At 70.3% G+C, this 23,081-nt stretch carries 21 protein-coding genes; 15 read left to right on the top strand and 6 right to left on the bottom strand.

The window, feature by feature from the left end:
* Positions 1 to 101 precede the first annotated feature (101 nt).
* The 6 genes from CSX12_RS10900 (at position 102) to CSX12_RS10875 (ending at position 4,486) form a co-directional block, all read left to right on the top strand.
* Positions 102 to 572 carry an A24 family peptidase gene (locus CSX12_RS10900; RefSeq protein ID WP_124895775.1) on the top strand — a complete coding sequence of 157 codons (471 nt, stop codon included), beginning with the start codon at positions 102 to 104 and terminating at the stop codon, positions 570 to 572.
* A 50-nt stretch (positions 573 to 622) separates the two neighbouring features.
* The gene (locus CSX12_RS10895; RefSeq protein ID WP_017202875.1) at positions 623 to 835 is read left to right on the top strand and encodes a hypothetical protein; all 213 of its coding nucleotides are present in this window, start codon (positions 623 to 625) and stop codon (positions 833 to 835) included.
* Positions 828 to 1,442, top strand: coding sequence for a CYTH domain-containing protein (locus CSX12_RS10890; protein ID WP_017202874.1), 615 nt, complete (start codon positions 828 to 830; stop codon positions 1,440 to 1,442). The genes CSX12_RS10895 and CSX12_RS10890 overlap by 8 nt, the downstream gene beginning before the upstream one ends.
* Before the next feature lie 62 nt (positions 1,443 to 1,504).
* The gene (locus CSX12_RS10885; RefSeq protein ID WP_124895774.1) at positions 1,505 to 2,662 is read left to right on the top strand and encodes a type III polyketide synthase; all 1,158 of its coding nucleotides are present in this window, start codon (positions 1,505 to 1,507) and stop codon (positions 2,660 to 2,662) included.
* Positions 2,659 to 3,378 (top strand): methyltransferase domain-containing protein, encoded by a 720-nt coding sequence (locus tag CSX12_RS10880; RefSeq protein WP_124895773.1) that lies wholly within the window; start codon positions 2,659 to 2,661, stop codon positions 3,376 to 3,378. The genes CSX12_RS10885 and CSX12_RS10880 overlap by 4 nt, the downstream gene beginning before the upstream one ends.
* Entirely contained in the window at positions 3,365 to 4,486 is a 1,122-nt protein-coding gene (locus CSX12_RS10875) for an NAD(P)/FAD-dependent oxidoreductase (RefSeq protein WP_124895772.1), read from the top strand. Before CSX12_RS10880 ends, CSX12_RS10875 begins: the two co-directional genes overlap by 14 nt.
* Before the next feature lie 56 nt (positions 4,487 to 4,542).
* Here CSX12_RS10875 and lpdA read toward each other — a convergent pair whose 3' ends face one another.
* Both lpdA and CSX12_RS10865 read right to left on the bottom strand, forming a co-directional pair.
* A complete protein-coding gene (gene lpdA, locus CSX12_RS10870) occupies positions 4,543 to 5,940 on the bottom strand; it encodes a dihydrolipoyl dehydrogenase (RefSeq protein ID WP_124895771.1) in 1,398 nt (465 codons plus the stop codon).
* A gap of 9 nt (positions 5,941 to 5,949) precedes the next feature.
* Positions 5,950 to 6,606 carry a copper resistance CopC family protein gene (locus CSX12_RS10865; RefSeq protein WP_124895770.1) on the bottom strand — a complete coding sequence of 219 codons (657 nt, stop codon included), beginning with the start codon at positions 6,604 to 6,606 and terminating at the stop codon, positions 5,950 to 5,952.
* Positions 6,607 to 6,706: 100 nt separating this feature from the next.
* Between CSX12_RS10865 and CSX12_RS10860 the strand changes: the two genes are divergently transcribed.
* The 3 genes from CSX12_RS10860 to CSX12_RS10850 all read left to right on the top strand — a co-directional run bounded on the left by CSX12_RS10860 (position 6,707) and on the right by CSX12_RS10850 (position 8,521).
* Positions 6,707 to 7,192, top strand: a complete 486-nt coding sequence (locus tag CSX12_RS10860) for an FHA domain-containing protein (protein ID WP_017202868.1) — start codon at positions 6,707 to 6,709, stop codon at positions 7,190 to 7,192.
* Positions 7,192 to 7,875, top strand: coding sequence for a MerR family transcriptional regulator (locus CSX12_RS10855; RefSeq protein WP_017202867.1), 684 nt, complete (start codon positions 7,192 to 7,194; stop codon positions 7,873 to 7,875). Before CSX12_RS10860 ends, CSX12_RS10855 begins: the two co-directional genes overlap by 1 nt.
* A 100-nt stretch (positions 7,876 to 7,975) precedes the next feature.
* Entirely contained in the window at positions 7,976 to 8,521 is a 546-nt protein-coding gene (locus tag CSX12_RS10850; RefSeq protein ID WP_017202866.1) for a MerR family transcriptional regulator, read from the top strand.
* Between the two features lie 73 nt (positions 8,522 to 8,594).
* On the opposite strand, the gene CSX12_RS10845 is transcribed toward CSX12_RS10850, so the two are convergent.
* Entirely contained in the window at positions 8,595 to 9,407 is an 813-nt protein-coding gene (locus tag CSX12_RS10845) for a ParA family protein (RefSeq protein WP_026049812.1), read from the bottom strand.
* A 93-nt stretch (positions 9,408 to 9,500) separates the two neighbouring features.
* Between CSX12_RS10845 and CSX12_RS10840 the strand changes: the two genes are divergently transcribed.
* From CSX12_RS10840 to def, 3 genes are all read left to right on the top strand, one after another.
* Positions 9,501 to 12,908, top strand: a complete 3,408-nt coding sequence (locus CSX12_RS10840) for a pyruvate carboxylase (protein ID WP_124895769.1) — start codon at positions 9,501 to 9,503, stop codon at positions 12,906 to 12,908.
* A gap of 66 nt (positions 12,909 to 12,974) precedes the next feature.
* Complete coding sequence (locus CSX12_RS10835; protein ID WP_124895768.1) at positions 12,975 to 14,654, top strand: AAA family ATPase; 1,680 nt, start codon at positions 12,975 to 12,977, stop codon at positions 14,652 to 14,654.
* A complete protein-coding gene (gene def, locus CSX12_RS10830; protein ID WP_017202862.1) occupies positions 14,654 to 15,145 on the top strand; it encodes a peptide deformylase in 492 nt (163 codons plus the stop codon). The genes CSX12_RS10835 and def overlap by 1 nt, the downstream gene beginning before the upstream one ends.
* A 59-nt stretch (positions 15,146 to 15,204) precedes the next feature.
* Here def and CSX12_RS10825 read toward each other — a convergent pair whose 3' ends face one another.
* Positions 15,205 to 17,034: an AMP-dependent synthetase/ligase gene (locus CSX12_RS10825; RefSeq protein WP_124895767.1), complete on the bottom strand. Its 1,830-nt coding sequence runs from the start codon at positions 17,032 to 17,034 to the stop codon at positions 15,205 to 15,207.
* A gap of 151 nt (positions 17,035 to 17,185) precedes the next feature.
* On the opposite strand from CSX12_RS10825, the gene CSX12_RS10820 reads away from it, so the two are divergent.
* The gene (locus CSX12_RS10820; RefSeq protein ID WP_017202860.1) at positions 17,186 to 17,875 is read left to right on the top strand and encodes a lysophospholipid acyltransferase family protein; all 690 of its coding nucleotides are present in this window, start codon (positions 17,186 to 17,188) and stop codon (positions 17,873 to 17,875) included.
* A 47-nt stretch (positions 17,876 to 17,922) separates the two neighbouring features.
* A complete protein-coding gene (locus CSX12_RS10815; protein WP_124895766.1) occupies positions 17,923 to 19,263 on the top strand; it encodes a 3-deoxy-7-phosphoheptulonate synthase class II in 1,341 nt (446 codons plus the stop codon).
* Between the two features lie 90 nt (positions 19,264 to 19,353).
* Here CSX12_RS10815 and pknB read toward each other — a convergent pair whose 3' ends face one another.
* Together pknB and CSX12_RS10805 are read right to left on the bottom strand one after the other, a co-directional pair.
* Positions 19,354 to 21,300, bottom strand: coding sequence for a Stk1 family PASTA domain-containing Ser/Thr kinase (pknB, locus tag CSX12_RS10810; RefSeq protein WP_124895765.1), 1,947 nt, complete (start codon positions 21,298 to 21,300; stop codon positions 19,354 to 19,356).
* Between the two features lie 76 nt (positions 21,301 to 21,376).
* Complete coding sequence (locus tag CSX12_RS10805; protein ID WP_241160434.1) at positions 21,377 to 22,591, bottom strand: LysM peptidoglycan-binding domain-containing protein; 1,215 nt, start codon at positions 22,589 to 22,591, stop codon at positions 21,377 to 21,379.
* 131 nt (positions 22,592 to 22,722) lie between these two features.
* On the opposite strand from CSX12_RS10805, the gene CSX12_RS10800 reads away from it, so the two are divergent.
* Positions 22,723 to 23,079 (top strand): Rv2175c family DNA-binding protein, encoded by a 357-nt coding sequence (locus CSX12_RS10800; protein WP_026049811.1) that lies wholly within the window; start codon positions 22,723 to 22,725, stop codon positions 23,077 to 23,079.
* The last annotated feature ends 2 nt before the right edge of the window (positions 23,080 to 23,081 follow it).

The raw sequence follows: 23,081 nt of genomic DNA, 5'->3' as shown, positions 1-23,081 counted from the left end.
TATAACAACCCGTAGAGCCGACGATAGTTCGTACAGCGGACATCGGCTCCGTTGTCCACAGGGCGTCTCCGCGAGCGTCGCCGATCTCCTACCCTGCGGGGATGGACCTCCGGCTCGCGCTCCTCGCGCTCGTGCACGCCGCGCTCCTCGGCGTCGGAGCCTGGCTGACCGTGATCGACGTCCGCACCCACCGCCTCCCCAACCGGATCGTGCTGCCGACGCTCGCCGGTCTGCTCGCGCTCGCCGTGGTCGATGCCCTCGTCGCCGGCCGCAGCGCGTCGCTCGTCCGGGCTCTGCTCGGCATGGTCATCCTCGGCGGCCTCTACGCCGGCCTCCGCGCGATCAGCCCTGCGGGGATGGGTGGGGGAGACGTGAAGCTGGCCGCGGTCATCGGGCTCGTGCTGGGCTGGCACGGCTGGCAGGCGCTGCTCGTCGGCGCGGCCTCGGCCTTCGTGCTCGGTGCCCTCCACGCGCTCCTGCTGCTCGCGCTGCGGAAGGCGGACCGCTCGACGCGGATCGCCTTCGGCCCGTGGATGATCGCGGGGGCGGTCCTCGGCGTCGTCCTCGGATGAATCCGCCTGTCTGACGCCGATACCGCGAAGACGGGTCTACCCTGAAGCACATGGCACTCGCACGACTTCACGGCGGCCCGCTGGACGGGCAGATCATCCCCCTCGAGGACGCGGACGACAAGCTGATCGTCCCCTACAGCGAGACGCAGGTGGTCTACAACCGCCGTGGCGAGCCGCAGAACACCGGCGAGGGCGACGGACCGACGGAGGTCGACTACTGGTTCGAGGAGAACCTCGAGGACCTCACGCTCGAGGATGACTGAGCCGTCCCGCTCCGTCGAGGTCGAGCGGAAGTTCGACGTCGACGACAGCACCCCGCTGCCGGACTGGGCCGGGATCCCCGGCGTCGACACGGTCACCGCCGGTGAGGTGCGCATCCTGGACGCGCGGTACTTCGACACCGCGGACGGCGAGCTCGCCCGCGCGGGCGTGGCCCTGCGTCGGCGCTCCGGCGGACCCGACGAGGGTTGGCACGTGAAGGGGCCGCGACAGGGAGACGGCCGGCTCGAACTCGGCTGGCCGCTCGGGGAGGGCGAGGAGATCCCGGCGTCCGTCGTGGCCGCCGTCTCCGAATGGTCCACCGGCGTGCTCACTCCGCTCGCCCGGATCCGGAACGACCGCACCGCCTACCTGCTCCTGAGCGGGTCGGACGTCGTGGCGGAGTTCGTCGACGACCGGGTGCGGGCCACGGACCTCCGCCACGACGTGCAGCGCGAGTGGCGGGAGTGGGAGGTGGAGCTCGGTCCTGCGGCCCCGCGCGAGGACGCGGCACGGGCGGCGTTCTTCGAGGCCGTGGAGCGGGCCGTCCTCGCCGCAGGCGGACGACCGGCGGGGTCCGACTCCAAGCTCGCCCGCGCGCTCGGCTTCTAGGCCGCGGGCGGTTCCGGCGCAACCCCTTTCCCCCGGTCGACGTCGCGTGCTTGAGTGACACCATGAGCCGACCGCCTGTGCTTCGATCGCTGCAGACGATCGTCCCCGAGACCGTCCTCGTGCAGGAGCAGGTGCGCGACGTCTTCGCCGCTCAGCCCGACCTCGGACGCCTGGCGCAGCGCATCGTGGCGACCTCGTTCAACGTCTCCGGCATCGACACCCGTCACACCGTGATCGAGGAGCTGTCGCTGGACGCGGAGCCGACCGAGCCCGTGTTCTACGACCGGGCGTCCGGCCGTCTGCTCTCGCCCGGCACGAAGGCCCGCAACGACTTCTACACGCGGGAGGCGTCCCAGCTGTTCGTCGAGGCGGCGCGTCGTGCCCTCGACGCCGACCCGGATCTGACCCCGGCGGATGTGACGCACGTCATCACGGTGTCGTGCACCGGTTTCCACGCGCCCGGTCCGGAGTATGAGATCGTCCGGGCCCTCGGACTGTCGGATGCGGTCCAGCGCTACCACCTGGGTTTCATGGGCTGCTACGCCTCCATGCCCGCCTTGCGTGCCGCCGGCCAGTTCTGCACGGCCGATGAGGACGCCGTCGTCCTGGTCGTGAGCGTCGAGCTGTGCACCCTGCACCTGCGCTCCAGCGAGGACCCGGACACGATCGTCGCCTCCTCGCTCTTCGCCGACGGCGCGGCCGCGGGCATCGTCACCGCCAGAGACCTGCCGACGCCCGTCCCCGCACTCCGGCTCGACGGCTTCCACACGGCTATCGTGCCGGAGGGCGTCGACGACATGGCCTGGACGATCGGCGACTCCGGATTCGAGATGATCCTCTCGACCGCCGTGCCGCAGATCATCGGGGAATCGATCATCGGGGCGCTCGCGCCGCTCTACGGCCGCGAGGACGGTCTCGCCGAGGCCTTCGCCGCCGGGCGCGTGGGCGACCGGGTGCGTCACTGGGCCATCCACCCCGGCGGGCGCAGCATCCTCGACCGCGTGCAGGAGCGGATGGCGCTGAGCGACGCGCAGCTGCGCCCCGCGCGGGAGACGCTCCGGGAGTACGGGAACATGTCCAGCGCGACCGTGCTGTTCGTGCTGAAGCGCATCCTCGAGCAGGAGGGCGCGGAGGCGGGCGACCGCGTGGCGGCGATGGCCTTCGGACCAGGGCTCACCGCCGAGAGCGCGCTGCTGACCGTGGTCGCGCCCGCACCGTGAGCGTCGACCTCTCGGCGCGCGCCGACGTCGTCGAGCTCATGGACGACCCGGACGCGGACGCGGACGCTCTCGGTCGCACGTATCAGCGCTTCGGCGCGGTCAACGCGATCGTCTCCCGCCCAGGGCGGCTCTATCGGCAGGACATCCGACCGCGGGCAGCCCGGCGGCGGCTGCGGATCCTCGACATCGGGGCCGGCGGCGGAGATCTGTGCCGCTACCTGGCACGCCGACTGCGCCGGGACGGGCTGGGCGCCGACATCACCGCCCTCGACGCCGACGAGCGCGCGATCCGCTGGGCCTCGGCGCACGACGACGGCGCGGGCATCCGCTACCGCCACGCGTTCTCCGGAGACCTCGTGGCGGAGGGAGACACCTACGACGTGGTGCTCTCCAACCATGTCCTGCATCACCTCGAGCCGGCGGAGCTGCGCACGGTCCTCGACGACTCCCGGACGCTCGTCGGGTCCCGCGGACTCGTGTCGCACCACGACATCGCCCGGAGCCGACTGGCCTACACGGCCTTCGCCGCAGGAACGTGGCCGCTCGCGCGGAACCTCCTCGCCGGTTCCTTCATCCGGGTCGACGGTCTCCTGAGCATCCGGCGCTCGTACACACCGCGCGAGCTCGCCGCGGTCGCCCCGTCTGGCTGGGAGGTGCGGTCGCACCTGCCGGCACGGCTCGAGCTGCGCTGGGAGGGCGCGGATGGTCGACCATGACGTGATCGTGGTCGGCGGCGGGCCGGTCGGGCTGCTCCTCGCCTGCGTGCTGGGGCGCGACGGCCACCGGGTCCGGGTGTACGAGCGCCGAACGGAGCAGGGCGCCGGGACGCGGGCGATCGGCATCCACCGCCCGGGTCTCGACGCGCTCGATGCGGCCGGAGTGGGAGCCGACGTGCGCGCGGAGGCGCTCGCTCTGTCCGGCGGGGAGGTCCGCAGCCGGGGTCGACGGCTCGCGTCACTGACGTTCACCGCGGACCGGCCGATCCTGACGCTGCCCCAGCCGCGTACGGAGGAGCTGCTGCGGGCGCGCCTCGCGGCGCTTCAGCCCGACGCGCTGCACCTCGGGTGCACGGTCCGGTCGGTGCGCGATACGGGCCCGTTCGTGCGGGTCGGCGTCGACGCGCCGGAGGGGCCTCGAGAGGACACCGCGTCGACGGTCGTGGTCGCCGACGGTGTGCGCAGTCCCTGGCGGGACGCGTTCGGCGCGGGGTGGGCGCGACGGCCGGGCAGCGCTCTCTACGCGATGGTCGACGTCGACGCGCCGTCGGAGGACGACCGCGCCGTGCTGTTCTTCGAGCCGGGCGGTCTCGTGGAGTCCTTCCCGCTTCCCGGCGGTCGACGGCGCTGGGTGATCCGAGAGGACGGCGGCGGGTACGTCGCGTCGGCCGTCGAGCTCGCCGGCGTCGTCGCGCAGCGGACGGGGGAGCGGCTCGCCGTCGACCCCGCCGCACCGGTGTCCTCGTTCCTGGCCGCCCAGCACGCGGCCAGGCGGCTGCACCGCGGGCGCGTCGTCCTGCTCGGGGATGCCGCCCACGAGGTGAGCCCGATCGGCGGACAGGGCATGAACCTCGGCTGGGCGGATGCGCTGCGGCTCGCGGCCGCCCTGCGACGGACGGATCCCGGCGCCGTCCCGATGCTCGACGGCTTCGCCCGCGAGGTCCGGCGCACCACGCGGCGGGCGCAGCGCCGCTCCGCCTTCTTCATGGCGATGGGGGCTCCGGCGTCTGCTCCGGTCGTGGCCGCACGCGAGGGGCTGGTGCGCGCGCTCGGCTCCCCGCCGGCGTGCGGGTGGACGGCCGGTCTCATCACGATGCGCGGCCTGTGACGCGCGAAGGCCCGGTCCGCGATGCGCGGACCGGGCCTTCGTCGATGCCGGACGGATCAGAAGTTGATCATGTGGCCGGCGAGGCCGTGGAAGCCCTCCTGCAGCGCCTCCGACAGCGTCGGGTGCGTGTGGACGTTGCGGGCGAGCTCGAGAGCCGTGAGGTCCCACTTCTGCGCGAGGGTCAGCTCGGGCAGCAGCTCGGACACGTCGGGGCCGATCATGTGCGCGCCGATGAGCTCCAGGTGCTCGGCGTCTGCGATCAGCTTGACGAAGCCGACCGGCTCGCCGAGGCCGTGCGCCTTGCCGTTGGCCATGAACGGGAAGGTCGCGACCTTGATCTCGCGTCCCTCGTCCTTGGCCTGCTGCTCGGTGAGACCGAACGACGCGACCTGCGGGGAGCAGAACGTCGCCCGCGGCATCATCCGGTAGTCGCCCAGCGTCATGGTCTCCGCGCCGCCGATGGTCTCGGCCGCAACGACACCCTGCGCCTCGGCCACGTGGGCGAGCTGCAGCTTGGCGGTCACGTCGCCGATGGCGTAGATGCCCTCGACGTTGGTGCGCATGTGGTCGTCGATGTCGATCGCGCCGCGCTCGGTGAGCTTGACGCCGGTGTTCTCCAGCCCGAAGCCCTCGACGTTCGGGGCGAACCCGACGGACATGAGCACCTTGTCGGCCTCGATGGACGCCTGCTGGCCGTCCTTGCCGGTGTAGGAGACGGTCACCGAGGAGCCGTTGTCGACGACTGACTCGACCTTGGTGGAGGTGAGGATGTCGACGCCGTAGTTCTTGTACTGCTTCGTGATCTCCTTCGACACGTCGGCGTCCTCGTTGGGGAGCGCACGGTCGAGGAACTCGATGATCGTGACCTTCACGCCGTAGTTCGTCATCACGTAGGCGAACTCCATGCCGATGGCGCCGGCGCCGACGATGACGATCGACTTCGGCAGTTCGCGGGAGAGGATCTGCTCCTCGTAGGTCACCACGTTGTCGCTGAGCTGCACGCCGGGGAGCAGGCGGACCTTGGAGCCCGTCGCGATGATGGCGTTGTCGAACGTGACCTCTTCGGTCGAGCCGTCGGACTTCGCGACCGAGATCGCCTTCGGGCCGGTGAAGGTGCCGCGGCCGTCGTACTCGGTCACCTTGTTCTTCTTCATCAGGAAGTGGATGCCCTTGACGCGACCGTCGGCCACCACACGGCTGCGGTCGAACGCCTTGCCGTAGTCGATCGTGAACTCTCCGGAGATCCCGAAGAAGTCGGCCTTGTGGTTCAGGGTGTGCGCGAGCTCCGCGTTCTTCAGGAGCGCCTTGGAGGGGATGCAGCCGACGTTGAGGCAGACACCACCCCAGTACTTCTCCTCGATGATGGCGGTGGAGAGACCGAGCTGCGCGCTGCGAACCGCAGCGACGTATCCGCCAGGACCTGCACCAAGGATGACGACGTCGTAGTGTGGCATGCCTTAAGCCTATCGCTCCGAGGGGGCGTCGGAATCGGATGCGGATCCGCTGCCGCGACCGCGCAGAGCGAGCCAGGTCGCCACTCCCGCCGCCACCAGGATGCCGAGGATCGACAGGATCCAGATCCACGCCGAGCCGCCGTCCGCGTCCTCGGAGTCGGGCGCCGTCGTTGCGGTCGGCGCGGTGCTCGGCTCGGTGGTCGCGGACTGCTCCGGGGTCGGTGCCGCGCTGGTCGGCGCGGCCGTCGGGGAGGCCGTGCCGCTGTCGCCGACCGTGACGGTGAAGGAGTACTCGCCGGACGTCGGGTGGCCGTCGCTCGAGACGACCTTCCAGATCACGTGGTACTCGCCGGCCGGGCCTGTCCCGCGCAGCGGCTGCGTGACGATCGCGCCGTCGACCGTGGCGGCGCCGTCGGTGACCGCGTCGCCGGACGGATCGGTGACGACGACCTCGGTCGCTCCCTCGCCGTCGATCAGCTTCGCGCTGAACGTGAGGGTCAGCTCTGTCGGTACGGTCTCGACGGATCCGTCGGCCTCAGGGGACGACGACACGAGTGCGTCGTGCGCGGAGGCGGACAGCGGGGAGAACAGGACCAGGAACGCGGCGAGCAGCGTCGCGGCGAGGGCGATCGGGACGGATGAGCGGCGCAGAACGGTGATCTTCACGACTCCACCCTATGAATACCCGGTATGCGGCGCCTGAGTGTGAATGCGGCCTCCCGCGACCGGCTCGGCATCCGTTAGTCTGGACAACCAGGAGGGCACAGTGACAGACAGCGACAGCCGACCGGCCGGAGAAGCCGCAATCCACCGCTCCGGCGAGCAGCGCCACGACGTGACGCAGACGTTCGGGCACGATTCCGACCTGTCTTTCGTGCCGTTCGGCGTGGAACTGACCGACGTCGAGCAGAGCGCGATCGCGGCTCTGCCCGCGGGATCCGCGCTCCTGCTCGTGCGTTCGGGGGCCCTCGCCGGCGCCCGCTACCTCCTCGACACCGACGTGACGACGGTCGGCCGGCACCCCGAGGCCGACATCTTCTTCGACGACGTGACCGTCTCGCGACGCCACGCGGAGATCACCCGCACCGGATCGACGTTCGAGATCATCGACCAGCGTTCGCTCAACGGCACGTACGTCAACGGCGAGCGGGTCGATCGGAGCGTCCTCGCCGACGGCGCCGAGCTGCGCGTCGGCAAGTTCCGCCTGAACTTCTTCGCCTCTCCCCGCGATCGCGCGGCGGCGAACGACTGATGGCGGCTTCCCCCGCCCGCGAACGTTCCGCGTCCGCGGGCTTGCTGAGTATCGGCCAGGTGCTTGCTCGGCTCACGCCCGAGTTCCCCGACCTCACCTCCAGCAAGCTCCGTTTCCTCGAGGTGCAGGGGATCGTCACCCCGTCCCGCACGGAGTCGGGCTACCGCAAGTTCTCCGCCGCGGACATCGAACGACTGCGCCTGGGGCTCACGCTGCAGCGCGACCACTACCTGCCGCTGAGCGTCATCCGCGAGCAGCTGGACGAGGCCGAGGCCGGCGGGGAGGCGACGGCGCTCGTGCCGCCGTCGATCACCCCTGCTCCGCGCCGCTACCGCCGCGATGAGCTGCTCGCCGCCGCGGGTGCCGGACCGCAGCTGCTCAACGACGCCATCAGCACCGGTGTCATCACCGCGCAGGAGACGTATCCGGAGGCGACCGTCAAGCTGCTGCGCGGCCTGGTCGCCCTGGACAGACACGGCATCGAGCCGCGGCACCTGCGCTCGCTGCGTCAGGGTGCCGAGCGCGAGGTCGCGCTGATCGAATCCGCCATGTCCGCTCTGCTGCGTCGCCCTGATGCCGCCTCACGCGCCAAGGCGAGCGAACTCGGCCCTGAGCTCGCCTCGCGGATCGACGAGGTGCGCTCGCTCTTCGTCAAGGACGCGCTCTCGCGCGTGCTTTCGTAACGAACTGATTGCGACACACCTTCGCCGTCGCACGGATGTCATTGCCGGTGCCCAGGCACTGCTCTACCGTGGAAGATAACCGTTCCAGGGAGGATTTCAGATGAATGCGGATGAGCTCGCAGGCGACCCGCGGTTCGTGCCCGAACTCCTCTTCACGGACGGTCTTCCGGCCATGGACGACGAGGTCGGCTACCGCGGTGCGGTGGCCGCACGCGCGGCAGGCATCACCTACCGCCAGCTCGACTACTGGGCACGCACCGAGCTCGTCGAGCCGACCGTGCGCGGCGCCAACGGCTCCGGGTCGCAGCGTCTCTACGGCTTCCGCGACATCCTCGTCCTGAAGCTCGTGAAGAGCCTGCTCGACACCGGCATCTCCCTGCAGCAGATCCGCACCGCCGTCGACGAACTGCGCCGCGCGGGCATCCGCGACCTCGCGGGGACCACCCTCATGAGCGACGGGGCCTCCGTCTACCTCTGCACCTCGAACGACGAGGTCATCGACCTCGTCAGCCGCGGTCAGGGCGTCTTCGGCATCGCGGTCGGCAAGGTCCTGCGCGAGGTGGAGTCGACGCTCGTCGCCTTCGACGCCTCCGCTCCCGACCCCGTCGACGAGCTCTCCGCCCGTCGCGCCAAGCGCTCCGCCTGACCGGATCCCCGACACACGAGAACGGCCGCCCTCGATGAGGACGGCCGATTCGCTTCTCGTGCGACGCTGCGGGTCAGCTCTGCGGACCCGACTCCGGAACCGGGATGCGTCCGGTGCGGATGATGCGGTCGAGCAGCGAGTCGAAGTCGGCGGCGAGCTCCTGAGCGGAATCGCCGGGCCAGATGTGCAGCGGCTTCGCGGCGCCCTGTGCCTGCTGCAGCGAGGTGCGCTCGGGAAGCTGCGGTGACAGCACGAGCGGGCCGAACATGTCGCGGAGCTCCTTGATGCGGAACTGGTGCTCGATGGACTGCGGACGCACGCGGTTCACCACGATGCCGAGCGGCTGCAGTCGGGGGGAGAGGCCGCGGCGGATCTCCTCGATCGCGCGGAGGGCGCGGTCGGCGGCGGCGACGGAGAACAGTCCGGGCTCGGTGACGACCATGACGCGGTCGCTGGCCGCCCACGCGGTGCGGGTGAGCGCGTTCAGCGACGGTGCGCAGTCGACCAGCACGAGGTCGTAGTCGGCCTCGACGGAGGCGAGTGCCTCTTCGAGCTTCCACACGTCGCGGACGCTCGGGTGCGGTCCGTCGAAGTTGATGGCGGACGGGCTGCCGATGAGCACGTCGATCGTGCCGGGGTGCACCTTCGCCCAGCCGCTGGAGGTGATCGCCTGGCGGACGACCTTCTCCTTCGGGTTCGCCAGGACATCGGCGATGTTGAGTCGTCCGGCCACCTGGATGTCCATCCCGGTGGAGACGTCGGACTGCGGGTCGAGGTCGACGACGAGCGTCCGGACGCCCCGGGCGAAGGCCGCGGAGGCCAACCCGAGTGTCACGGTCGTCTTGCCGACGCCTCCCTTGAGAGAGCTGACGCTGAGTACGTGCACGGACACCACGTTACCTTCCCCTAGGCTGGGGGAACACTCAGCCCCGCCCCATGCGCATCGAAAACGCTGCGCATCGAGCTCACAGAGGTGTGCATGTTCCAGAAGATCCTTGTGGCGAACCGTGGTGAGATCGCGATCCGCGCATTCCGTGCGGCTGTCGAGGTGGGAGCGCGCACCGTCGCGGTCTTCCCCCATGAAGACCGCGGCTCGGTGCATCGGCTGAAGGCCGATGAGGCGTACGAGATCGGGGAGCGCGGTCATCCTGTCCGCGCCTACCTGAACGTCGACGAGATCATCCGCGTCGCCCTCGAATCCGGCGCGGACGCCATCTACCCCGGCTACGGGTTCCTCTCCGAGAACCCCGAGCTCGCGGCGAAGGCGGCGGCGAACGGCATCGTCTTCATCGGGCCGCCCTCGTCGGTGCTCGAGATGGCGGGCAACAAGGTCGAGGCGAAGCGGCACGCGGTCGAGGCCGGAGTGCCCGTCCTGCGCTCCACCGAGGCGTCCGACGACGTCGATGCGCTCGTCGCGCAGGCGCAGGAGATCGGCTTCCCGCTGTTCGCCAAGGCCGTCGCCGGTGGCGGCGGCCGCGGGATGCGGCGGGTGGAGACCTTCGGCGAACTCGCCCCCGCACTGGCCGAGGCGATGCGCGAGGCCGAGAGCGCCTTCGGCGACCCGCGGATGTTCCTGGAGCAGGCGGTGGTGCGCCCCCGGCACATCGAGGTGCAGATCCTCGCCGACAAGACCGGCGAGACCGTGCACCTGTTCGAGCGCGACTGCTCGGTGCAGCGGCGTCACCAGAAGGTCGTCGAGATCGCTCCCGCGCCGAACCTGGACGACGACATCCGCACCGCGCTGCACGGCTACGCGGTCGCGTTCGCCCGCTCGATCGGGTACGAGAACGCCGGAACCGTCGAGTTCCTGCTGGAGACGGCGGGGGAGCGCGCCGGCGAGGTCGTCTTCATCGAGATGAACCCGCGGATCCAGGTCGAGCACACGGTCACCGAGGAGGTCACCGACGTCGACCTGGTGCAGAGCCAGATGCGCATCGCCGCCGGGCAGACCCTCGCCGAGCTGGGGCTGCAGCAGGAGAACCTGCACCTGCGCGGAGCCGCGCTGCAGTGCCGGATCACGACCGAGGACCCGACGCAGGGATTCCGTCCCGACACGGGGAAGATCACCACGTACCGCTCTCCGGGTGGCGCCGGCATCCGCCTCGACGGCGGCACGGTGCACCAGGGCGCGCAGATCAGCCCGCACTTCGACTCCATGCTCGCGAAGCTGACCTGCCGCGGGAGGGACTTCCCGGCCGCCGTCGCGCGGGCGCGCCGTGCCCTCGCGGAGTTCCGCATCCGCGGCGTCTCGACCAACATCCCCTTCCTGCAGGCGCTCCTCGAGGACGACGCCTTCATCGCGGGGGACGTCAGCACCTCGTTCATCGACGAGCGCCCGGAGCTGCTGCGCGGGCGCGTGTCGAAGGACCGCGGCACGAAGCTGCTGAACTGGCTGGTCGACGTCACCGTCAACAAGCCGCACGGCGCCCACCCCGGCGTCGTCGACCCGGTGACCAAGCTGCCGGAGATCGACCTGACCGCCGAGCCGGCGCCCGGTTCCCGGCAGCGTCTGCTCGAGCTCGGACCCGAGGGCTTCGCCCGCAGCCTGCGCGAGCAGACCGCGCTGGCCATCACCGACACGACCTTCCGCGACGCGCACCAGTCGCTGCTGGCGACCCGCGTGCGGACGAAGGATCTGGTCGCCGCTGCGCCCTACCTCGCCCGGCTGACCCCTGGACTGCTCTCGGTCGAGGCCTGGGGAGGGGCGACCTACGACGTCGCGCTGCGGTTCCTCGGCGAGGACCCCTGGGAGCGGCTGGACAAGCTGCGCGCGGCCTTGCCGAACATCGCGATCCAGATGCTGCTGCGCGGACGCAACACGGTCGGCTACACGCCCTACCCCACCGCGGTCACCGAGGCCTTCGTCGCGGAGGCGGCGGCCAGCGGCGTCGACATCTTCCGGATCTTCGACGCGCTCAACGACGTCGAGCAGATGCGCCCGGCGATCGAGGCCGTGCGGAACACCGGCACGGCCGTCGCCGAGGTCGCCCTCTGCTACACCGGCGACCTCCTCGACCCGGCGGAGGATCTCTACACGCTCGACTACTACCTCGGCCTCGCGGACCAGATCGTCGCCGCGGGCGCGCACATCATCGCGATCAAGGACATGGCGGGTCTGCTGCGTCCCGCGGCCGCGGCGAAGCTCGTGTCGGCGCTGCGGGAGCGGTTCGACCTCCCCGTCCACCTGCACACGCATGACACCCCCGGCGGCCAGCTCGCGACCCTCCTCGCGGCCAGCGCCGCCGGCGTCGACGCGGTCGACGCCGCCTCGGCTCCACTTTCCGGCACCACCAGTCAGCCGTCGCTGTCGTCCCTCGTGGCCGCGCTCGCGCACACGGATCGCGACAGCGGCATCTCGCTGGCCGGCGTCTCGGACCTCGAGCCGTACTGGGAGGCGGTGCGCCGTCAGTACGCGCCGTTCGAGTCCGGGCTTCCCGGCCCCACAGGCCGCGTCTACCACCACGAGATCCCTGGCGGGCAGCTGTCGAACCTGCGCCAGCAGGCGAAGGCGCTCGGACTGGCGGACGACTTCGAGCTCATCGAGGACATGTACGCCGCCGCCGATCGCATCCTCGGACGCGTGCCGAAGGTGACGCCGTCGTCGAAGGTCGTCGGCGACCTGGCGCTCCACCTCGCCGCGGTCAAGGCGGATCCCGCCGACTTCGAGGCCAACCCCGAGAAGTACGACGTGCCGGATTCGGTCGTCGGGTTCATGGCGGGAGAGCTGGGCGACCTGCCAGGGGGGTGGCCGGAGCCCTTCCGCACCAAGGTACTCGCCGGTCGCTCGGTGCGCACAGGACTCACCGCGATCTCGGCCGATGACGAGAAGGCCCTCGGCGGGACGAGCGCGGAACGGCGCTCGCGACTGAACACGCTGCTCTTCCCCGCACCCACCGCGGAGTTCGCCGAGCGACGGGAGCTGTTCGGCGACCTGTCGGTGCTCGACACGAGCGACTACCTGTACGGGCTCGTGCAGGGGCAGGAGCACCAGGTCGAGATCGATCGCGGCGTGCGTCTCTACGTGGGTCTGGAAGCGATCGGCGACGCGGACGACAAGGGCATGCGTACGGTCATGACGACGCTGAACGGACAGCTGCGTCCGGTCTTCGTGCGCGACCGCTCGGTCTCCGTCGATGCGCACGAGGTGGAGAAGGCGGACACCTCCGTGCCCGGTCAGGTCGCGGCGCCCTTCTCCGGCGTGGTCACTCTCAAGGCCGAGGTCGGCTCCGCCGTCCGGGCCGGGGAGCCGGTCGCGTCGATCGAGGCGATGAAGATGGAGGCGGCGATCACGGCGCCCGTCGACGGCATCATCGAGCGCCACGCGATCGCCGAGACGCAGCAGGTCGACGCGGGAGATCTTTTGGTCGTCATCCGTCCGGCGCACTAATCTTGTGCGGGCGAGGGCCGCGCACCAGGTGCGCACCCGAGGCTCGCGCAGGCTGGGAGTGACATCGTGACACCGAAGAACACCGCTGACCCCGAGGACAACCCGCTGGGGGTGCTGGACGAAGCCGCGTCGCTCGACACGGCAGGCATCGGCATCCTCGGCAGGACCGCTCAGGTGAGCGTGACGCTGCCGAAGGACGAGGATGACGACCTCGCCGACGACGGGATCGTCGAGGGCGAGGTCATCGGCGACCTCGTGATCGATCCTCCGCGTGAGGCGGACCGGAAGCCGAAGACCGCGACGGCTTCGATGCCGCCGGCGGAGCGCGCGAAACCGGAGATCGCCGAGTCCACCTCCGCGAGCACCGCGAAGGTGGAGGAGGACTCGTCGGTGACCGGTGAGATCGAGCAGCCCTCCGTCGCCGAGCCCATCGTGATCGACGTCTCAGCCCTCTCGACGACGACGGAGGACGTCGTCGACGCCGATGTCGTCGAGGACCCGAACCCCGACGCCGAGCGGCGGGAGTCGACCGCGGCGTCGGACCCGGACGTGGAGGAGCGCGACACGGACGACCTTGCGGACGAGCGGGCGGCGGCCGCCCGGTTCCTCGCCAAGGCTCGCACCGAGAACGGAGCCGATCGCCCTGCGACGTCGTCGCCCGTGCAGGCATCCGCCGAGAAGGAGACCCCGACCGTGTCCAGCCCCGAAGACCGCTCCGTCGTGCCGCAGCCCGTGAGGACCACGCCGCGCACGGACGTCACGCTCACCTCCAAGCGCCTCGACGACCTGGGGGAGTCCTCCCGGGAGTCGGCCGACCTCCTCACCGCGGATCGGCTGCTCGACCCGCATCGGGTGGCGAAGCCCGAGCCGGAGGGTGCGTGGAGTCACTTCCTGTACGCGGTCTCCGGACGGCGCATCAACATCGGCGACGGACGGCGCGCGCGTGAGCGCAAGGCGCTGTCGGCGCGGATCGCTGCTCCGCTGGCCGGCGGCGCGCGGTTCGTCCCCGTGCTGTCGCGCAAGGGCGGCGTGGGCAAGACGACCATCACGGCGCTCCTCGGCATGGCGTTGGCCGATGCCAGGGAGGACCGTGTGATCGCCGTCGACGCGAATCCCGACCGGGGCACTCTGGCCGAGCGGATCGTGCGGCCCCACCACAGCAAGTCCGTGCGGGATCTGGTGCGGATCCACGACGACGTCAAGGGCTACCACGACATCTCGGCGATCGTGGCCAGGGACGCGACGCGGCTGGACGTGCTCGCCTCCGACGCCGATCCGCGCATCGCCGAGGCGTTCAGCGACAGCGACTACCGCGACGTCGCCGATGTCGCGGCGCACTACTACTCGCTGGTCCTGACCGACACGGGCACCGGGATCGTCCACTCCGTGATGTCGGCGACGCTGGACCTCGCGGACCAGATCGTCATCGTCTCCGGGCTCAGCGTCGACGAGGCCCGTCTGGCGTCCGAGACGCTCACGTGGCTGGAGACCAACGGCTACGCGGAGCAGGCGCGCGAGGCGATCGTCGTGCTCAACCAGTCCACGCCCGGCACCCCGCTGGTGCGCCTGAACGAGCTCCAGGCGCACTTCGCGACCCGCGCACGCAGCGTCGTCCGCGTCCCGTACGACCCGCAGATCGCGGGAGGCGGCACGATCGTCTTCGCGAACCTGCTGCCCGAGACGCGGGTCGCCGCGCGTGAGCTCGCGGCGCTGCTCGTCGAGGGCCTGCGGGCCAGGGCCGCCTGATGGCGGTCCGTGAGATCCGCATCTTCGGCGACCCCGTCCTGCGGACGGTGTGCGCGCCGATCGAGGAGATCGACGACGGCGTGCGGGCCCTCGTCGCCGACCTCGTGGAGACCGTCGAGCTTCCCGGCAGGGCCGGTGTCGCCGCCCCGCAGATCGGTGTCGCGCTTCGTGCCTTCAGCTACAACATCGACGGCGATATCGGGTACGTCCTGAACCCGGTGCTGACCGAGGTGCGCGGCGAGCCGGTGCCGACAGGGGAGGGATGCCTCTCCGTGCCCGGACTGTGGCACGACGCGCTGCGCCACCCCTGGGCCCGCGTCGAAGGCATCGACCTCGACGGCGAGGCCGTGGTGCTGGAGGGCGAAGGGCTGCTCGCCCAGGCGCTGCAGCATGAGACCGACCACCTCGACGGCAAGCTGTTCCTGTCGCGGCTCGACCCCGAGACGCGCAAGATCGCGATGCGCGAGGTCCGCGAGAGCTCCTGGTTCTGAACCCCGGCGACACGAAGAAGGGCCCCGCTCAGGCGGGGCCCTTCTTCGTGTAGCCGACGTCAGCCGATCGGGACGTTCGTGGTCGCCACGGGCTCGTCGTAGATCGCCGCGATCTCGTCCGCGAAGTCGTTCATGATGATGTTCCGCTTGATCGAGAGCTTGGGGGTGAGGTGCCCCGAGGCCTCGGTCCACTCCGACTCGAGGATCGTGAACTTGCGGATGGACTCCGCACGGGAGACCCGGCCGTTCGCGGCATCCACCGCGCGCTGCACCTCGGCACGGACGGCCGGGTTCTTCGCGGCGTCCGCGAGCGACATACCCGCCTCCAGGCCGTTGTTCGCGAGCCAGGTGGGGAGCATCTCCGGGTCGAGGGTGATCAGCGCCGAGATGAAGGGGCGCTGGTCGCCGACCACGACGACCTGGCCGATGATCGGATTCGCGCGGATCGGGTCCTCGAGGGCGGCGGGCGCGACGTTCTTGCCGCCGGCCGTGACGATGATCTCCTTCTTGCGCCCCGTGATCGTGAGGAACCCCTCGGAGTCGAAGCTGCCGATGTCGCCCGTGTGGAACCAGCCGCCGTCGCTGAACGCCTCGGCCGTCGCCTCCGGGTTGTTCCAGTACTCCTTGAACACGTTGATGCCGCGCACCTCGACCTCGCCGTCGTCGGCGAGACGGACGCCGACACCGGGGAGGGCGGGGCCGACCGTGCCGATCTTGGACTTGTCGGCGAGGTTCACCGTCGCCGGAGCCGTCGTCTCGGTGAGGCCGTAGCCCTCGAGGATGACGACGCCGAGGCTGTGGAAGAAGTGCCCCAGGCGCGAGCCGAGGGGAGCGGAGCCCGAGACGGCGTACACGACTTTGCCGCCCATGGCCTCGCGGAGCTTGCTGTAGACGAGCTTGTTGAACAGGGCGAACTTGAGCTTCATCCCGAACGGGATCTTCTTGCCTTCTTCGAGCAGCTTCGAGTGCTCGATCGCGACGTCGGCCGCGGCGCGGAAGATCTTGCCCTTGCCCCCGGCTTCCGCCTTCTGCTCGGCCGAGTTGTACACCTTCTCGAAGACGCGAGGGACGGCGAGCAGGAAGGTGGGCTTGAACGAGCCGAGAGCGGGGAGGAGCTGGCGGGTGTCCGGCTGGTGTCCGGTCCGCACACCGGCGTGCACATCGAGGATCGAGATGAACCGGGCGAACACGTGCGCGGTCGTGATGAAGAGCAGCGTCGAGGCCCCGGGCGTCTGGACGACCTCGTCGAGCGCCTTGGCGGAGTTGCGGGCGAGCTCGACGAAGTTGCTGTGCGTGAGCACGCAGCCCTTCGGCCGGCCGGTCGACCCCGAGGTGTAGATGAGGGTGGCGATGTCGGATCCGACCGCGAGGGAGCGGCGCCGCGCGATCTCCTCGTCCGCCACGGAGACGTCCTGGGCGGTGAGGGTGTCGATGGCTCCCAGGTGCAGCTGCCACACCTCGCGGATGAGGGGGAGGTCGCCGCGCACCTCGTCGACACGGGCGAAGTGCTCCGGCGACTCGACGATCAGGGCGGTGGCTCCGGAGTCCTCCAGGATCCACTGGATCTGGGACGGGGAGCTCGTCTCGTAGATCGGCACCATCACCGCGCCGGCGTAGAACAGGGCGAAGTCGACGAGGGTCCACTCGTACGTCGTGCGCGCGAGGAAGCCGACCTTCTCGCCGGGCTGGATGCCGGCGGAGACGAGGCCCTTCGCCAGCGCGATCACGGCGGTCTGGAAATCGGCGGCGGAGATGTCGCGCCAGCCGTCGCCTTCCGGCACCGAGAACAGGGCGCGATCGGGAGTGGCTTCGACGCGCTTCACCAGGAGGTCGGCGACGTTCGCATCGGGGTCGGCGGGGACGATCGCGGGGACTTCAAACTGGACCACGGCAGCTCCTTCGGTACCGGTCGGGCACGGGTGTCGTTCGAGTCTAGGGCATGACACCCGGTCGCGGATGAGGTGGAACTGGGTCGCGCGGCGGCGGGCTCGGCGAACCGGACACCGGCGGATCGCGGACGCGGCGCTAGACTTCACCTCGATGTTCTACTGGCTGATGAAGTACGTCGTGATCGGCCCCGTGGTCAAGGCGGTGTTCCGCCCCTGGATCGTGGGTCGGAAGAACGTGCCCGCGAACGGCGCCGCGATCCTCGCCAGCAACCATCTCTCCTTCGCCGACTCGATCTTCCTGCCGCTCGTGATCGACCGGCCGATGTCGTTCCTCGCCAAGAGCGACTACTTCACTGGTCGCGGCCTCAAGGGGTGGGCGACGAAGTTCTTCATGAAGGCCACCGGCCAGATCCCCATCGATCGATCGGGTGGCAAGGCGTCGGAGGCGTCCTTGAACACCGGGCTGCAGGTGCTCGGCGGCGGCGACCTGCTCGGGATCTATCCCGAGGGCACGCGGAGCCCCGACGGCAAGCTCTACCGCGGCCGCACCGGCATCGCCCGGATGGCGCTGGAGGCCAAGGTCCCCGTGGTCCCGGTGATCATGGTCGACACCGACACCGCGATGCCGATCGGCCGACGGCTGCCCCGCGTCGTGCGCGTCGGCATCGTCATCGGGGAGCCGCTCGACTTCTCCCGATACGCGGGCATGGAGAACGACCGCTACATCCTGCGTTCGGTCACCGACGAGATCATGGTGGCCCTGCAGCGACTGGGCGAGCAGCAGTACGAGGACGTCTACGCCTCGACGGTGAAGGACCGTCTTCCCGCCCGCGTCACATAGCCTCGGCGCGGAGCTCGGCATCGCGCGCGACCACTAGGCTGGAACGCATGCTCTCGCACCACATCGAAGCCCTTGATGCATGGCGCTCGCTTCCCATCAAGCAGCAGCCGCAGTGGCCGGACGCGGACCGCGTCGCCGACGTCTCCCAGCAGATCGCGACGCTCCCGCCGCTGGTCTTCGCCGGTGAGGTCGACAACCTGCGTGACCGTCTCGCTCGTGCGGCATCCGGACAGGCCTTCCTCCTCCAGGGCGGCGACTGCGCCGAGACGTTCGCCGGCGCGACGGCGGAGCAGATCCGCAACCGGATCAAGACGGTGCTGCAGATGGCCGTCGTCCTGACCTACGGCGCCTCCATGCCGATCGTCAAGATGGGTCGCATGGCGGGACAGTTCGCCAAGCCCCGCTCGAGCGACACCGAGACGCGCGGCGAGGTCACCCTCCCGGCGTACCGCGGCGACATCGTCAACGGCTACGACTTCACCGAGGGCTCGCGCACGGCCGACCCCGGTCGCCTGCTCCAGGGCTACCACACCGCCGCCTCGACGCTGAATCTGATCCGCGCGTTCACCCAGGGCGGCTTCGCGGACCTGCGCGAGGTGCACTCGTGGAACAAGGGCTTCGCGCAGAACCCGGCGAACCAGCGCTACGAGCGCATGGCCGCCGAGATCGATCGTGCGATCAAGTTCATGGAGGCCGCCGGCGCCGACTTCGACGAGCTCAAGCGCGTCGAGTTCTTCACCGGTCACGAGGGTCTGCTCATGGACTACGAGCGCCCGATGACGCGGATCGACTCGCGGACGGACACCCCGTACAACACCTCGGCGCACTTCCTGTGGATCGGGGAGCGCACGCGCGAGCTCGACGGCGCCCACGTCGACTACTTCTCCAAGATCCGCAACCCGATCGGGGTCAAGCTCGGCCCGACGACCTCGCCGGAGACCGCGCTCGCCCTGATCGACAAGCTGGATCCGGATCGCGAGCCCGGTCGACTGACGTTCATCACCCGCATGGGTGCGGGCAAGATCCGCGACGCGCTGCCGCCGCTGCTGGAGGCCGTCCGGGAATCCGGGGCGCAGCCGCTGTGGGTCACCGACCCGATGCACGGCAACGGGATCACCACGCCGACCGGCTACAAGACCCGTCGCTTCGACGACGTGGTCGACGAGGTGCGCGGCTTCTTCGAAGCGCACCGCGCGGTCGGGACGTTCCCGGGCGGCATCCACGTCGAGCTCACCGGAGACGACGTCACCGAGTGCCTCGGCGGATCCGAGCAGATCGACGAAGCGGCGCTCGCGACCCGCTACGAGAGCCTGTGCGACCCGCGCCTGAACCACATGCAGTCGCTCGAGCTGGCCTTCCTCGTGGCCGAGGAGCTCGAGAAGCGCTGACGCCGAGCCCTGCACGCGAAAGCGCCCTCCCGATCCGTCGGGAGGGCGCTTTCACGTGAGCGTGGTCGATGCGGCCGGTCGGCGCGCACCTCATCCGGTGAGCTGGATGGAAAGGTTCACGGTGCCGCTGCGGGGGAGCGACTTGTCGGAGCCGGGGTCCTGTCCCGTCACGGTCGCCATCTCGGCGAATCCGGGCAGGTCGCCCCAGGCGGCGTAGGTCGCCTTGAAGCCGGCGTCGGAGAGGATCCGCTTCGCCTCGTTCAGGGTCTTGCCCGAGACGTCGGGGACCGGGAACAGCTCCGGGCCCTTCGACACGATGAGCTGGACGTTGTCCCCGGGGCGCCAGTTGCCTTCCTCGGCGCGGTCGGCGACGCCGATCACGATGTCGCGGTCGGTGTTGTCGCTGAACACGTACTGGGGGTCGTCGCCGACCACGAGGCCCTTGTCGGTGAGCGTCGATCGCGCCTCGTCGACGGACATTCCGGACACGTCGGGGAACGCGCCAGCCGAGACGTAGAGCTCGACCGAGTCGTCTTCGAACACCTCGCAGCCTTCGCCGCAGGCGTAGGCGTCGCCGCCCGCGCGCGGCGTGACGTAGGCGTTGATCACGATGCCGGCATCGGCATCGGAGAAGAGCACGAGCGACTTCTCCGCGACGTTGACGTTGAGGCTGGCCAGGTAGTCGCGGGCGTCCTGCTCGGCGCGGCCGTTGAGGGCGTCGAGGGTGTGGTTCGCCGGGCCCGCAGACACGATGACGGTGACCGGGTCGCCCTTGTCCAACCGGGTCCCCTCCGCGGGATCGGTCTCGATCACGGTTCCCTTGTCGATGTCGATCGAGAACTGGTCCTTCTGGCTCGGGACGAAGCCCGCTTCGGTCAGGGCGGCCGCTGCCTCGTCGTAGGTCCCGCCGGCGACACCCGGCACGGCGACCAGCGATCCGGGTCCGGAGCCGAACCACCAGCCGACCCCTCCGGCGAGCACCGCCAGCAGCAGGACCAGCGTGAGCAGGAACGCGCCGCGCGCGCGACGCTTCGAGGCCCGCCGACGCAGCAGTGTCGCGTTGTCCACCGTGACGGGTGCCGGAGCGGTGGGATCCGCGATCACCATCGTCCCCGGCATGACCTTGGTGAGGTCGCCGGAGTCGCTCTGGCTTTGCTGCGGAGCCGTGGCCCGAGCGGTCGCCGGGGCGATGCCGAGCTCGCGCTCGATCGCCCGCAGCCGCTCGAGCATCTGCTGCGCGTCGTCCGGCCGCTCGTCCGGCGACTTCTCGGTCGCCCACAGCACGAGCTCGTCGAGCTGCTCCGGTACCGCCGGATTGCGCACGCTCGGACGCGGCACCGACTCCGTGGCGTGCTGGAACGCGATCTGCATGGGCTGCTCGCCCTTGTAGGGCTGCTCGCCGACGAGCATCTCGTACAGCATGATGCCGAGGGCGTAGATGTCGCTGCGGGCATCCGCGGTGCCCCGCGTGACGAGTTCGGGGGCGAGATAGGCGATGGTGCCGAGCAGCTGCTGCCCGGTCGCCGTGTTCGCCGTGGTCGCTCGAGCCAGGCCGAAGTCCCCGATCTTGATGCGGCCGTCCTCGGCGAGGAGCACGTTCTCGGGTTTGACGTCGCGGTGCACGATGCCGGCGCGATGCGCGGCGGAGAGCCCCGCGAGGATCGCGTCCATGATCGTGATCGTCTGCGGCACCGTCAGCCGCTTCTGCTCGCGGAGCAGCTCGCGGAGCGTGATCCCGGGCAGGTACTCCATGACCAGGTAGGCGAGCTCGCCGTCCTGGCCCTGGTCGAACACGTTCACGACATGGGGGTCGGCCAGCCGGGCTGCCGCACGGGCCTCCTGGATGAACCTGCTCTGGAAGGCGGAGTCGTCGCTGAGGTGCGCGTGCATCACCTTCAGGGCGATGCGCCGTTCGAGGCGGAGATCGGTCGCCACGTAGACCGTGGCCATCCCACCGCGGGCGATCCGGGCGCGAACGCGATACCGGCCGTCGACAAGCCGCCCGATGAGGGGGTCGGCCTGCTGATTGGTCGTCACGTCAGAATTCTATGGAGAACTGCCTGAAAGGCAGGGGAGCGGCTCACCCCTGGGGGCTTCGGGTTTTCGGCGGAGGTCAGCCGTAGAGGGCGAGCCAGGCGAAGGCCTGGGTCTCCCATTGCCCGTATTTGTGGGGATATGCGGAGATCTGCACCGCTTGGGCCGCGTCCGTGAAGGCCATCTTCTCCCACCCGGGGATGTCGAGGAGGCCGCGCGTCACGGTGCCGTTCGGATCCTTCGCGCCGCCGTAGAACACCCGCGTGCTGCGGTCGGCGTCCATGATCTGGGCCGGCGCTCCCCACCCCGTGCTCGGCCGCTGCTGGAAGATGCCGAGCGAGTCACGGTCGCCCCAGTCGAGGTTGCGCAGATCGGACTCGACCATCCCGGTCGCGAGGGCGATCGCGATCCCGCGGTCCGAGACGCCGAGCTCCCGGCCGATGCGGATGATGAGCGCGGCGTTGGCGGCCTGTTCCGGTGTGAGAGCCGCGGTCCGCTGTCCGCCGCCCGACGCAGCCGTCGGCGCCGGTGCCGCCGCGGGCGCGGCCCCGCGCACGGTCAGCTTCTGGCCGGGGTAGATGATCGAACTCGGGCCCAGGCCGTTCAGCGCGAACAGCGTCTGTGTCGTGGTGCCGTACTTCTTCGCGATGGCGAACACCGTGTCCCCCGCGACGACGACATGCGACGCGTCCGCGGCCGCTGCCGCCGGGGCGGGCGCCGGAGCGGGTGCGGCGGCAGCCGGTGCGGCGGCCGGTGCCGCGGCGCCCGAGACCCGGAGAGTCTGGCCGGGGTAGATCACGGATGCGCGATCGAGACCGTTCGCCGCCAGCACCGCATCCACCGTCGTGCCGTACTTCCGGGCGATCGCGTAGACCGTGTCCCCGGCGACGACCTGGTGCGTCTTCGCCTCGGCGGCCGGAGCGGGAGCCGCTGTCGGGGTCGGGGTCGCGGGTGCGGGTGCGGGTGATGACTGGAGCTTCAGTGTCTGGCCCGGGTAGATCACGGAGCGCCAGGACAAGTTGTTCCACGCCAGCACGTCCGTCGTGCGCAGACCGAAGCGGCCGGCGATCGACGAGATCGTGTCTCCCGGAGCCACGACGTAGTTCGACGGTGCGGCCTGAGCCGGGAGCACGCGGGTCGGGGCGACGCGCAGGCGCTCGAGCGGGGTGCTGTCCTGCGGTGAGGCGGCGTGCGCCGGTGCGGCGGTGAACGACGCGGCGAGGGCGCCGAGCACAGCGGCGGGCACTCCCATGTGCAGGTGACGCGATCGGCGGGCGGCGGTCTTCAGGGTCACGGCGTGCCTCCTTTTTCCAGCCCTTCACGCTGACACGGGTGTAAACAGAAGTCAACAGAAGTGACAGAAGTGACGGATGTGACGAACGCGTCGACATGCGGCGTCCCGGCGGAGGTGAGATAGTGGGCAACGTGTCTGAGAACGTTGCAGGAACCCCCGCCGCTGCCATCGAGTGGCTCACGATGCCCGACCTCGTCGAGGCGCTGGATGTGCCCCTCGGCCGTGTCCGCCGTCTGATCGACGAGCACTACCTGGTCGGATCGCGTCGCACCGGCGTCTTCGCCGTGCCGGCGATCTTCATCGTCGACGGGCACCCGCTCAGCTCGCTGCGCGGCACCGTGATCGCGCTGCAGGACGCCGGCTTCTCCGACGACGAGCTGATCGACTGGCTCCTCGAGGAAGAGGAGACGCTCGGACGCTCTCCCATCGAGGCGCTCCTCGCCGGGCACAAGAGCGAGGTCCGGCGCATCGCGCGCACCCTCGCCTGATC

The organism is Microbacterium sp. Y-01, from assembly GCF_003856715.1.
GTDB lineage: Bacteria > Actinomycetota > Actinomycetes > Actinomycetales > Microbacteriaceae > Microbacterium > Microbacterium algeriense.
The sequence above is the reverse complement of the archived record's forward strand: the minus strand, read 5'-3'. Positions and strand labels throughout refer to the sequence as shown.

What these genes read in the sequence shown, in the direction of transcription:
- CSX12_RS10900 (WP_124895775.1), top strand. Translation starts at nt 102, where the DNA reads ATGGACCTCCGGCTCGCGCTCCTCGCGCTCGTGCACGCCGCGCTCCTC.
- CSX12_RS10895 (WP_017202875.1), top strand. Translation starts at nt 623, where the DNA reads ATGGCACTCGCACGACTTCACGGCGGCCCGCTGGACGGGCAGATCATC.
- CSX12_RS10890 (WP_017202874.1), top strand. Translation starts at nt 828, where the DNA reads ATGACTGAGCCGTCCCGCTCCGTCGAGGTCGAGCGGAAGTTCGACGTC.
- CSX12_RS10885 (WP_124895774.1), top strand. Translation starts at nt 1,505, where the DNA reads ATGAGCCGACCGCCTGTGCTTCGATCGCTGCAGACGATCGTCCCCGAG.
- CSX12_RS10875 (WP_124895772.1), top strand. Translation starts at nt 3,365, where the DNA reads ATGGTCGACCATGACGTGATCGTGGTCGGCGGCGGGCCGGTCGGGCTG.
- lpdA (WP_124895771.1), bottom strand. Translation starts at nt 5,940, where the DNA reads ATGCCACACTACGACGTCGTCATCCTTGGTGCAGGTCCTGGCGGATAC.
- CSX12_RS10855 (WP_017202867.1), top strand. Translation starts at nt 7,192, where the DNA reads ATGGCGGCTTCCCCCGCCCGCGAACGTTCCGCGTCCGCGGGCTTGCTG.
- CSX12_RS10850 (WP_017202866.1), top strand. Translation starts at nt 7,976, where the DNA reads ATGAATGCGGATGAGCTCGCAGGCGACCCGCGGTTCGTGCCCGAACTC.
- CSX12_RS10840 (WP_124895769.1), top strand. Translation starts at nt 9,501, where the DNA reads ATGTTCCAGAAGATCCTTGTGGCGAACCGTGGTGAGATCGCGATCCGC.
- def (WP_017202862.1), top strand. Translation starts at nt 14,654, where the DNA reads ATGGCGGTCCGTGAGATCCGCATCTTCGGCGACCCCGTCCTGCGGACG.
- CSX12_RS10820 (WP_017202860.1), top strand. Translation starts at nt 17,186, where the DNA reads ATGTTCTACTGGCTGATGAAGTACGTCGTGATCGGCCCCGTGGTCAAG.
- CSX12_RS10815 (WP_124895766.1), top strand. Translation starts at nt 17,923, where the DNA reads ATGCTCTCGCACCACATCGAAGCCCTTGATGCATGGCGCTCGCTTCCC.